At 64.2% G+C, this 547-nt stretch carries 1 protein-coding gene; it reads right to left on the reverse strand.

Going from position 1 to position 547, the window contains the following annotated elements:
* Positions 1-403: metallophosphoesterase (locus tag RA25_RS21990; RefSeq protein ID WP_241477464.1), on the reverse strand; the 403-nt coding region annotated here is incomplete at its 3' end.
* Positions 404-547 lie beyond the last annotated feature (144 nt).

The raw sequence follows: 547 nt of genomic DNA on the forward strand, positions 1-547 counted from the left end.
CCAGCCGCTCTGCACACAGCTCCCCGTCATGCACGTCCGGCCCGCCGGTCAGCGTATCGAGGAACAGAAACCGCGCACCACCCGCCGAGTGGCTGTGCTGCACAAACCCGCCGCCGTCGCGCGGGTGATCCGCAAAGACGCTCAGGAAATTCTCCCGCACATCATGATTGCCCAGCATCAGGAATGTGGGCAGCGGGAACGCCGCCAATTGCTCCTGCAGCCAGCCATAGGCCGCCGGATCACCCTCATCTGCCAAATCGCCCGAAATCACGCAGAACGCCGCATCGCGGTGCCACTCGGCAATATCCGCCAGCACCCGGCTGAGATTCGCAGCCGGATCGCCGCCGTTCAGCGGCACGCCCGGCGCCATCAGGTGGATATCGGTGAGGTGGATGAATTTCATGGCGCGGTCCTGCAAATCACTGATGCCTATGCCTACGATCAAATCAGCAGATGCGGCAAAGGGATAGCGCAAAACCGTCAGCCTCCCGGCCCGGGCGCGGCAAGCCGTGGTCCCCGAATCAAGAAACGGCGGCGCCCAGGGAGG

The sequence above is a fragment of the Leisingera sp. ANG-S5 genome (assembly GCF_000813925.1).
Classification (GTDB): Bacteria; Pseudomonadota; Alphaproteobacteria; order Rhodobacterales; family Rhodobacteraceae; genus Leisingera.